Raw genomic sequence first — 11,760 nt, 5'->3', positions numbered from 1 at the left:
CTTTAATGATTTAACACTCGGCTTAAAAATAGACGAGCTCTTTCTTGTTCAGGATTCGCAAAAAATTGTACTGGTGTTGTATCTTCGATAATTTGACCATCATCCATAAATAAAATCCGATCTGCTACCTCACGTGCAAATCCCATTTCATGCGTGACGACGACCATCGTCATTCCTTCTTTAGCTAGCGTTTTCATAACGTCAAGCACTTCTCCAATCATCTCCGGATCAAGAGCAGACGTAGGCTCATCAAATAGCATAATTTCAGGCTGCATCGCAAGTCCCCTAGCAATCGCTACCCTTTGCTGTTGACCTCCGGATAATTGATGCGGGTATACATTAGCCTTTTCCGGGATTCCTACTTTCTCTAAATAAAACATCGCTGTTTTCTCAGCTTCCTCTTTTGAAACTTTATTTACTTTAATAGGCGCTAGTGTAATATTTTGAAGAACCGTTTTATGTGGATATAAATAAAAATGTTGAAAGACCATCCCGATATCTCGGCGTAATTCATTCATATCCGTTTTCTTATTGTGTACCTCTGTATTTTGTACAATTAATTCTCCATCTGTAATTGTCTCTAATTGATTTATACACCGAAGCAATGTACTTTTCCCTGACCCTGAAGGTCCAACAACTACTACCACTTCACCCTTTTGTACTTGCAGATTAATATCTTTTAAAACTTGAAAGTCACCATAATATTTATTTACATTACGAAACCCAATCACCATACTCCCCCCTTCCTCTAACAAAGCATGTACATTCTTTTTATATTCAAAAATAGGCAAAAAAATAACTTTCAGCTTCATTTTGTCCATAAAAAAAGAGCAAAGGTCGTTCCCTTTGCTCCTTCGTTCCTATCCTATTAAGATACTTCTTCTTTTTTATCTTTCCCATATTCATGCTCCCAGAAATCAGCATTTTTAATTCCTAATTCCTGCGGATCAAATACTGGATCTTTCCCTTCTTTTTTCTGCTTTTCATAGTCTTTTAAGGCGATCAATGCTGGTTTTTGTAGTAGTAAAATCGCGATAATGTTAACCCATGCCATAATTCCTACACCGATGTCACCTAAAGCCCACGCTGTTGCAGCTGTTTTTACACAACCATAGAATACGACTCCTAAGAATACAAACTTTAGTACGATGGACATCCAAGGACGGTCTTTATCACGATTTAAGTATGCAATATTCGTTTCTGCAATGTAGTAATACGCCATAATTGTTGTAAATGCAAAGAATAATAGCGAGATTGCGACGAAACCGTTTCCAAATCCTGGGAAAACAGATTCTACTGCTGCCTGTGTATAACCAGGACCCGGCTGTGCACCGTTTAATTTATTGACGATAAAGTTTTTTCCGCTTGCATCAAATACGTTATACATGCCTGTAATAATCATCATAAATGCTGTTGCTGAACAGACGAATAATGTATCAATGTAAACGGAAAATGCTTGTACTAACCCTTGTTTAGCTGGGTGTGATACTTCAGCAGCTGCCGCCGCATGTGCCCCAGTTCCTTGCCCTGCTTCATTGGAATAAATACCACGTTTTACTCCCCAAGAGATTGCTAAACCAATAATCCCACCAAAAGCTGCTTCTAATGCAAATGCACTTTTTAAAATTAACATGAAAGCATCTGGTAACTTTTCAATATTCATAGCTACAATTACACAAGCTACTAAAATATAACCAAGCGCCATAAACGGCACTACAACTTGTGCTACGTTAACAATTCGCTTAACTCCACCAAAAATAATAAGCGCTAATGCCGCTACTAATACCGCTCCAGATACAGAAGTATTAATACCGAAAGCTGTTTCCAAACTTACAGCAATGCTATTTGCCTGAACACCCGGTAACAGCATCCCCGTTGCAAGAATTGTTGCCGCAACGAATACTAATGCATACCATTTAACTCCTAGCCCTTTTTCAATGTAATAAGCCGGACCACCACGGAATTGCCCTTGATGCTTCGTCTTATATATTTGTGCAAGTGTTGATTCTACATAAGCAGAACCTGCTCCTAGAAAAGCTACCGCCCACATCCAAAAGACAGCTCCTGGACCACCAAATGCAACAGCCGTTGCAACACCCGCAATATTTCCTGTTCCAACGCGCCCTGATAATGAAAGTGCTAACGCCTGGAACGAAGAAACACCAGCATCCGATTTTTCTCCTTGAAATGTAAGCTTCACCATTTCTCCTACATGCCTTACTTGTAAAAACCTCGTTCGAATAGAAAAATATAAACCTGCTCCTAAACATAAATAAACAAGTGCTGGACTCCAAACAATATTATTGATCCAACTTACGATAGCTTCCAACATTCCCCCTCCTCATTTATAAAGAATATTCAGAATATACATAAAATTATACGTGCATACCGAATCTATAACAATATTATTTTAATAAAATAAACATATTTTTGTATAAAAAAACAAAGTATATATTTATTTTATATACTTTGTTTTAACATGAATGTATTATATATTCACAATCGCTTCTCTTTTTATAATTCTTTCATAGAGTTGTTCAGCTAATTCTCTGAAATGATCTGGCATATCTTTCCCTTTAAATTTCTTTTGGAGCGTGCCATACAAACCTATATCACGTAAACGTAAAAATAAAGGTAACGATTCATACCAACTATCCGCCAGCCTGTGCTCATATTCGTACCCTTTTCTTAACACTTGTAACTGTTTACGAGCGAATGCCGTCTTTTCTTCCACTGTCCACGGTGTAAAAAGAACAGAGTAATAAAGAACCATTGCCAAATCATGAATGAAGTAATTATAGGCCGCATCATCAAAATCAAAGATTGTTAACTCTTTTCCATCATAGTGAAAATTGCCTGGATGAATATCACCATGCATAAGGCCGAATGTTTCTCTTTCAATTGGAAGAGCATTTATTTCCTCCATTAATACAGCTGCAATTTCTTTCACGTTCTCATCTTCTAATTCATTAACAATACTACTTTCATCCTCTTCCCACGTATCACGGTAGTCAGTTTTAGGGTAATTCATTGTAAGGCGGTGCAATTGTCCAATCGCTTTTCCCCACGCTTCAAAGTAAACATTTCCCCAATATGGCGATCCTTCTCCTTTTACTTGCTCACCGTTTGCGTATGTAAATAAGGAAGCAAAAAAGAAAGTTCCATCCTCTACTACAATTTCTTCTACAAGATTTTGAGATGTTGAGTAAAGAGGTCCCGCTACCTTTGCACCGTTCTCCGCAACATATCGTAAAAAATCCAGTTCAGCCTCTACCTCTTTTTTAGAACGATGGGAAGAATGCGTTAAACGTAATACGTAATCTTCATCACTATCACCCTTCGCCTTAAAAATATAATTTTCAAAATCTCCAAGTGGCTTTTCTTCTACAGTCACATGAAACAAACTTGCAGCTCTTGTTAAAATCTCTTTTGTAAAAACTCGTTCTACAGATATTTCCATATGTATCCCTCCTATATATCTTCTTAATTCGACATAAATGTTAGAAGTACTGCTATGAATGTGAAAAGTACCGTTATGCCTACTATAAAAATGCAATCTCTACACATAAAAAAATCTAAAAACAAAAAAGGCTGATTCACTAAATCAACCTTTACACTATTAAAAATACTATTTCTTAATTCTCCATCAATTCATTCTTATATATAACATTTACCTTTATTTCTCTTCACCGTTTGTCTGCATTGAATTGAAGGTCCAATTTAATTTCAATGAATCTCCTTGAAATACATTTTGTTCTTCATCATTATCTACAAATGTGAACATTACATAGAAAGTATCATCATCACCAGGAGCAAGTCCATTTCCTTCTCGGTCTACAACACCTTTTTGTACAAGATCAGGAATACTTCCATTTTGCGTAGCTACCTTTAACTCAGATAATGTAGTAGACCAAATTGGAACCTCATTTTTATCCAAATTCCATAAGAAATCAACACGGATATAATCACCAAAATCAGCATTTCCATTATCTCCTTTAGCATCAATAACACTATAATCTGTAAGAAGTTTCACGTCTCCTATCGCTAAGGTTCCTTTGTTAACTAATTGAAAACCGCGCTCCATTTCATCACCCGGTTTAATATTGTCGACATTAATAACAACTTCAGGATTAACACTCAAATCTAAAGTACCCGCTGCAAACGCGTTTTGTGATACTTCTTTATCACTAAAATACGCATACGTTCCCCCACCAATTAAAGATAGACCAAGCGCTGCAGTTACAACACCCATACCAAGTTTTTTCTTAATACTCATTTCACAAGCCCCCCTATTTTAAAGTTCAAACAACAACCTTATTTTCATCCCACAAACAATATTAATTAAGCAACTACCTTGTCCCATAACGAAAGCAAACTAGCTTTAAACTATTTTCTTCATGTACTCAAATAGCTATTTTTTAAATAACCGGTAATGTTACAGTGAATCATTACCGGTTCGTTGTTAGCAAAAACCATTTTTTCTGTGTTCATTGCTTTATCGTTTAGTTTCCCTTAGAAGTGTATCCCCTTATTTTTTTGGCTCTAAACCAATCGAGCGTAAGATTTTCTCTAACGTCACTGGCCCTACATTTTCTTTCGGTTTCTGATTTTCTTTAGCATCTGGACCCTTTTTCAAGAAGTTTTTCTCGATAAAACGAATATCTGTTTCATCTACAACACCATCTTGATTTATATCTCCATCTTTTACAGATACTTTTCCTTTTCCATACGATAAAGCTGCTATTCTAGCATCTTGAATATCTACCATTTTATCGCCGTTTACATCACCTGCAAGGTTATCATCCATATCAGCTCTAAAGTTTTGTCCCACTAATTCTCCGTCTTGCATTTTCCCTATTTTGGTTGTCAGTTTACTATTTAAATGACCTGGCATTTCTACGAAAATATCGTATTCCTTATCGCTTACAGGAACATTATGAATTTCAAATTGTCCATTATCGCTAACCGTTCCTGTATATTTCTTTCCATCCTTGCCAACTGCGTACACTTTTACTCCTAATTTTGTATAATCATTCTTACCTAAATATCCCTCTTCATGTAAAAATGCTTCTGGTCCAATATATCCTGTAATCATTGAATGCTTCGAAATAATAGAGAAGGATTTATCCTTAAACACAGGAATTTCAATACCTTCTGATGTACCAGCTTTTGTGTAAGAGAATTTATCTGCTCCAAATGCAGTTACATCATTAAAATATTCATCGCTTGTCATTTCAAATGTAACATCTAAAAATGGTGTATCTCCATCTAGTCCTTTAAATTCTTTTCCTTCCAATGACGCGCCAACTTTCACCTTGTTTTCCCAAGTTTCTTCTGTATTTATAGCCGGATCTTCTACTTTCAAGTTTAATCCATGTTGTTTTGCATATTCCGTAAGTGCTGAATTTGGTTTCACATCTATAAATTTAAATAGCTGCTTGTTATAAGGAATTTCAAATGTACCTGTCATAAGTTGCCTTACATTATTGAGGCTCAAAGTTAACGTAATTTTTTCGCCCAATTTTATTTTATCTTTGTCATAGCTTGGAACAGCATATTCTGTCCCTTCTTTTACAAAGACGTAATCTTTAAATCCCGTTGCCATATTCCCTGCAGTTGCGAGGTCATATCCAAATAATTTTAAATTTAACGGCTCATTTATTTCCTCTGGAAGTACTCCAAATTTAAAATCACCATTTGCTTGAATTGTATTCAACCAACCTGATGGGAAGGCTGAGTTTTGATAATATACAATTTGATTCGCTTTTTGATCATACTGCAAGCCTTTTGCTTTTAATGCATCTACTGTAGAATCATAAATATTACCATGCACCCATAATGCACGCTGGCCGTCTTCTTCTTTAAACATAGAATCATTGACTTCGTGTATACCAGGTTGTACATCCATAAATTTCATTTCAGGTATAACATTATCAATGATAATGTTATCGCCTTTTGTATACGATTTACCTTCTTTATCATATCCAACAAAGTTCAATTCGTAATCTCCATCAGGCAACATAACAGGTTTATCCCCAATTGGATGAGCTGGATCTCCTGTGAATGGAAGTACATACCCTCCCATACCAGAAAACATCATATATTCAACATTCGGTGTTAGACTACTTGCATTAAGTGTACCAACGACTCCTAATGCCTTCCCTGTCTTTCGGTCCTTCACAACTGCATCAATGGTTTCAAGAGGACTATTTAATTTAAATGTCAAAGGCGAACTTGGTCTTTCCATAAATGGATGGAATTTAGATGCATCTGTTGCCATTGCATCTCTCAGTAAATCTACAGACGCAATCCCTTTTTCTGTGAATTTAACTGCAAATGGTACTTGATATACTTCTTTTTCATTGTTTTTATTTGAAATATGAATATATCCCTCATATCTACCAAATTCAGCGTTTTCTGGAATCATAATTTCAGGGCTAATTTCCTCTGATGTACCAGGAGCTAATTTGATAGAATCTTTTACGTTTAGCTTCACACCATTCTTCGCTGCATCTTGCACACCTACACTTGTAGGTGAAAACTCTACTTCTAATTTAAACTCTTTCCCATCAGTTTTACTGCTGTTCTTAATTAAGACTTTTCGACTATCTTTAATAGGTCCATTTTCAAGTTGATTTTTATACCCAAATGCAATAGAGCCTGTTTTTTCTTCAATTTCTACTTCTTCATCATCTACAACGTTTGATGTTTTATCGACAACCTCGATAGATGTATCTGCATGAACTGCACGATATGCATCAATTCGTCCTGAGCCCACCTCAAATACAGAACGCTCTTCTTTTAAGTCAACTGCGGTATTCATAAGTGCCTCTTTTACTTCAAATGGATTATAGTTTGGATGTTCTTGTAAAATGAGTGCCGCTACCCCTGCAGTATGAGGAGTTGCCATAGATGTACCTGACATACGCCCATACGCTACCGGATAATTTTCTCCATCTTTTGGATCATTAATATATTCAGGAACAGTTGAGAAAATAGACACACCTGGCGCTACAATATCCGGCTTAATATCATCCGTCTTAGTTGCAGGACCGCGGGAGCTGAAATCAGCTAAGTGATCTCCCTCTGTTTTTATATTACTAAGTTCTCCAAATGCTAACGACACATCTCCTTGTACAGCTTTTGCTTGCAATTTCTCACCATCTACTTTTGTTAAGCGGAACGATGGAATAGATGAAGTACTTTCTCCAAGATAACTTGTAATTTCCCCATCTACATTGTTGTATACAATTACCGCCTTTGCGCCTGCTTCCTTAGCGTTTTTAATTTTTTCATCAAATGTAAGCTCACCGCGTTGAATAAGAGCTAACTTTCCTTTTACATCTTTCCCTGTAAAATCATCTGTTTTCCCAAGTCCTGCATATACAACCGATAATGATTGACCTTTCAAATCTTCAATCTTATCAGTAAAGCTTTTTCCAAGTAGCATCATCTTATCCACATGTAAATCACCTGCATCGACGGAGAACGTCGGGATAGTCATTGCAGCGTCACTGGCTCCAACTGTAATCGGAAGTGCTGCTGCACTAGGTGATCCAATGGTACCTTCTTCCGGACCACTATTACCAGCTGCTACTACTGTAACAACACCAGCCAACATCGCATTGTTCACTGCGACAGAAGTAGGATATAAAGGATCATTAATAGACGCACCTAATGATAAATTGATAACATCCATATCGTCTTTTACTGCTTTATCAATTGCAGCAAGAATACCGCTTGTTTGTCCGCTTCCATACGGACCTAATACGCGATATGAATATAAGTCTACATCTGGAGCGACTCCCGTAACCGCGTAATCAACATTATTCTTTTTGTCTGCAGCGATTGTCCCAGCTACATGAGTTCCATGGGATGTATAATATGCACTTCCATCATAAATTTCAGGATATCCCCCAGAATTTTGCCAATCCTTATACGTTGTCTCCATTGGATCAGCATCATTATTAACAAAATCCCATCCTTTTATTGAGTTCGGATCTATTTTACTTGGATCTTCACCTTGTTTTGCACGATATCCTTTATATGCATCTTTCAAATCCGGGTGGTTGTAATCAATACCTGTGTCCAGTACACCCACCTTAATTCCTTTACCTGTTATTTTTTCAGCATGCAGCTTGTCCACACCAATTTGTGGTACGCTATCTGCCATTTTTGGTTCAACAGCCGCCTTAGCTGTTTCTTTCGGTAAATCAATTTTAACCTCATGATCTTCCCATACGCGCTTAACAATACCAGTGCGAACTAAGTCTTCAATCATATTCGCAGGCAACGAAATCGCCACACCATTAAAAGCACTCTTATATTCTCTTGTTATTTTGGCAGATTTAAAATTCTTCCCTTTATCTTTATTCTTTTGAAGCTGTTCAAGCTCTGCTTTAAATCCTTTATGGGATGCCTCTACCTTTTGTTCCGCATTTGAAAGAGCTAACTTTTTCCCTTTAGCCGCTTGTTTTAACACCTCAATCTTACTAGGTGCTTGCTTAAATTCTATAATCACATTCACATTATTAGGACTTGCTGTATTGATACCTGGTGAAATAACAAAACCCGGTTTTGTATCTAACATTTTCAAAGCATTACGTTGTTCCTTTGTAAGACCTTTCAAGATAGCATTTACATCATCAATTCCAGTTAAATTAGATGTATTTACCTCTTCAGCTAATACGTTATATGGAATTCCTTGGGACAATAACATTCCAACTGTTAGTGTTCCAATAAGAACCTTTCCAAATTTCCCTCGTTTCATATTGCATCTCCCCACTATTAAAATTATTTTTCTAACCAAATTGATTCTTAAGCTCCCATTTAGCATTGAAAATTCTATTAATCTTAAACTTTTATTTTGCATCATTAAGAATTTTCAACACTACTACCATCCCTATATAGCTAATCACTTACTTTACTCTCTCTATAAAAGCCCCCCATCATTTATTTTCAATAAAAGATTTTCACAAAATGAATTATTAATAGGATTAAAATATAATTCTATATTTATTATTTCACGTTCTGACTTTTCTGAAAATTAAACAAAAGGAGTATCTTTTTTCTAATGATTCTATACCTACATAGTACAAAAGAACTATCTTGCTCTTTATTCTTTGTAATAAAGAATAAATAAACATGATAGTTCTTTTAAACATTTCTTATTTAATCCAACGGAACCAATTGATTTCGAACAGCATAAATCACCGCTTGCGATCGACTTTTCACATTTAGTTTTTTAAAAATTTTATTGATGTGAATTTTAACTGTTTTATCACTAATATATAGAGCTTCAGCGATTTCTTTATTACTAAGTCCCTTTACTAATTCAAAAAGAATTTCCTTTTCACGTTCCGTCAGTTCATTTTCATTTGATTCTAATTTCATTTTTTGCTGATGATATGTAATTAATTTTTTAGTCATACGCGGATGAATAACTGAATCGCCTCGATATAACATCCGAATTGCTGCTATTACCTGCTCCGATGATGAATCTTTCAATAAATAACCATCAGCACCAGCCTGGAGTGCATCCATTAAATATTCATCATGCTCATACATTGTAAACACAAGTACTCGGCAATTCGGATAATTTTTTTTCACCAACTCTGTAGCTTCAATCCCATTTTTCCCCGGAAGATTAATATCCATCAAAATACAATCTGGTCTGCATTCTTCTACTTTTCCCAATACTCCGTCCCCAGAGCTAGCTTCTCCAACCACTTTCATATCAGATTCATCCTCTAGTATGTTCCGAATTGCGTCTCGTAAAAAAGCATGATCATCCACTACTAATATTTTAATCATTTTACGCACCCCTTGTTTGTGAATCTGGAATTAATAGTGTAATTTTTGTCCCTTTCCCTACAGAACTATCAATCTGTAAAGTAGCCCCTAATTGTTCAGCTTGTTCATTCATATGTAATATACCATAATGTGGCTCATTCTTCGTTTTAACCATAGACTCAAATAGTGAAAAGCCAATCCCATTATCCTTAACCCTTAAAAGCACGTGCTCACTTTGATAGCTAAGTAAAACATCAGTCTTGTCTGCTTGTGCATGTTTTACAATGTTTTGCAAACTCTCTTGTAATGTATCAAAAATAACCCTTTCTTTTGAAAAGCTAAGCGCACGTGCATGACCTCTTTCATGATATGTAATATCTAGTTCATATTCTTGTTTTAAAGATTTTATTTTACTTGCTATCGCCTGCTTTAGCCCTAATTGTTGTGTAGGATATGGTTTTAAAGCATAAATAGAATAGCGAACTTCTCCTAAGCTTCCTCTTAAATCTTTTATACTTTTCTCTACTATTTGCTGCATATCTTTTGGTTTATCACGGTATTTTTTCTGCGCGGATTCTAGTTGGAATATCACCCCGGCTAATGTTTGCGCAATACCATCGTGAATTTCACGGGCGATTCTATTTCTTTCTTCTAAGATCATTCTTTTTTCCTGTTCAGAAATCAATATCCTTGTTTTAACAACGTTAGCTAATTGGTTAGAAAATGTAGCTAACGACTGTACATCTTCCGGAAAGAAACCCGCATTTCTACTTTTCCCTGCAACAAACATTCCGACTAATTCATCATTTACTATAAGAGGAAAATATACAAGTGAGCGTATAACACTATCAAATATTTCATCTCCAGGAGCCGTACCAATTTTCCAATCATTAAATACAAGATTTTTAGAAAGTTCCTCAAACGCCTCATACTTTTCTGAATCATCAGATACATCTAGGCGGACTTTCCCATCTTTTAATAGAATATTCCAGTTCCCATCATCTTTTGTCCATATTACATATGCTTGTATGCCAAAAAAACCTTTAAGTGCTTGTTTAATATGTTTCAAGTTTCCTCCGGTTAATCCTCGACTAATTTCGGTCGTAATAAGAAATAACTCATATAATCGTTCCTTCTCCATCCTTATCCGTACAGAAAAAGAACTAATAACGGAAGTTGCTACAAGTGGAAAAAAGAAAAACAGTACTGTAATCTCGTTTACTTCCACACTATATGTACTAATTAATACGTGCATCAGTGCCGCATAAGAGAAACCAAAAGTTTCGCAAAGAAATACCGTTACAGTTTTTTTATACCACTGATAGATTGAATATGGCTGCGGAAGGAGTATCATTAACAAATCGTAAAAACGATTGTTGAAAAAACAAAAAAACACGCAAAATAATAACAAAGATATTAAATTTCCATACAGAACTGATATATCTATTTTGTTAATTAATAAGGACATACATTTGTTTGAAAACCATTCGGCCAAGATTAAACTAAGTGCATGCTGAGTACTATTAAATAACATTCTTTGTATCGGTGAACGGCGGTGCAGGTGAATAATTAGCGTAACGAGTACAATAGAAATAATAGTTATATGGATTCCAAACTGCCAACTCATAGCGTAAATTATCGGAAAGGTAAGCGAGCTAGTCCCTCTCCAAAATCGTACAGGAAAATACTCTGCAATCCCCATAAATATTAATAACAATATTAGTATTGTTGGATGAGAAGGGATTTTAATTTCAAGTAAAGATATAGTTATAGTAATCAAACCAAGAAAAGAAATAAAATAAAGATAAGAACTAGCAATCTTTTCTCTCATAAAGATAGAATTTACAGCTTTCAAAACAACCCCTTCTTTCTTTATAGAACTTTATTTTCTCTATTATCCAATAAAAAACCGGCACTGGCAAAATGGAAGAACCTCCACTAGCCAATCACCGGCTGTGTACTGCACCT

General features: G+C 35.7%; 7 protein-coding genes. All 7 read right to left on the bottom strand.

The annotated features are described in order from the left end of the window. Positions 1-2 precede the first annotated feature (2 nt). Positions 3-731 (bottom strand): amino acid ABC transporter ATP-binding protein, encoded by a 729-nt coding sequence (locus JDS98_RS18880; RefSeq protein WP_374191408.1) that lies wholly within the window; start codon positions 729-731, stop codon positions 3-5. 137 nt (positions 732-868) lie between these two features. Further along, positions 869-2,329 (bottom strand): alanine/glycine:cation symporter family protein, encoded by a 1,461-nt coding sequence (locus tag JDS98_RS18875; protein ID WP_000387486.1) that lies wholly within the window; start codon positions 2,327-2,329, stop codon positions 869-871. Positions 2,330-2,488: 159 nt separating this feature from the next. Next, a complete protein-coding gene (locus tag JDS98_RS18870) occupies positions 2,489-3,460 on the bottom strand; it encodes a phosphotransferase enzyme family protein (protein WP_199634202.1) in 972 nt (323 codons plus the stop codon). 216 nt (positions 3,461-3,676) lie between these two features. Continuing rightward, positions 3,677-4,276, bottom strand: a complete 600-nt coding sequence (locus tag JDS98_RS18865; protein WP_016107529.1) for a TasA family protein — start codon at positions 4,274-4,276, stop codon at positions 3,677-3,679. A 252-nt stretch (positions 4,277-4,528) separates the two neighbouring features. Further along, entirely contained in the window at positions 4,529-8,770 is a 4,242-nt protein-coding gene (locus tag JDS98_RS18860) for a S8 family serine peptidase (protein WP_199634201.1), read from the bottom strand. 401 nt (positions 8,771-9,171) lie between these two features. Further along, complete coding sequence (locus tag JDS98_RS18855) at positions 9,172-9,813, bottom strand: response regulator (RefSeq protein WP_199634200.1); 642 nt, start codon at positions 9,811-9,813, stop codon at positions 9,172-9,174. A gap of 1 nt (position 9,814) precedes the next feature. Next, on the bottom strand, positions 9,815-11,647 hold the full coding sequence (locus JDS98_RS18850) for a GAF domain-containing sensor histidine kinase (RefSeq protein WP_000648906.1): 1,833 nt from the start codon (positions 11,645-11,647) through the stop codon (positions 9,815-9,817). Between the last annotated feature and the right edge of the window lie 113 nt (positions 11,648-11,760).

This window comes from Bacillus cereus group sp. N11 (assembly GCF_016483605.1).
GTDB lineage: Bacteria > Bacillota > Bacilli > Bacillales > Bacillaceae_G > Bacillus_A > Bacillus_A toyonensis.
The sequence above is the reverse complement of the archived record's forward strand: the minus strand, read 5'-3'. Positions and strand labels throughout refer to the sequence as shown.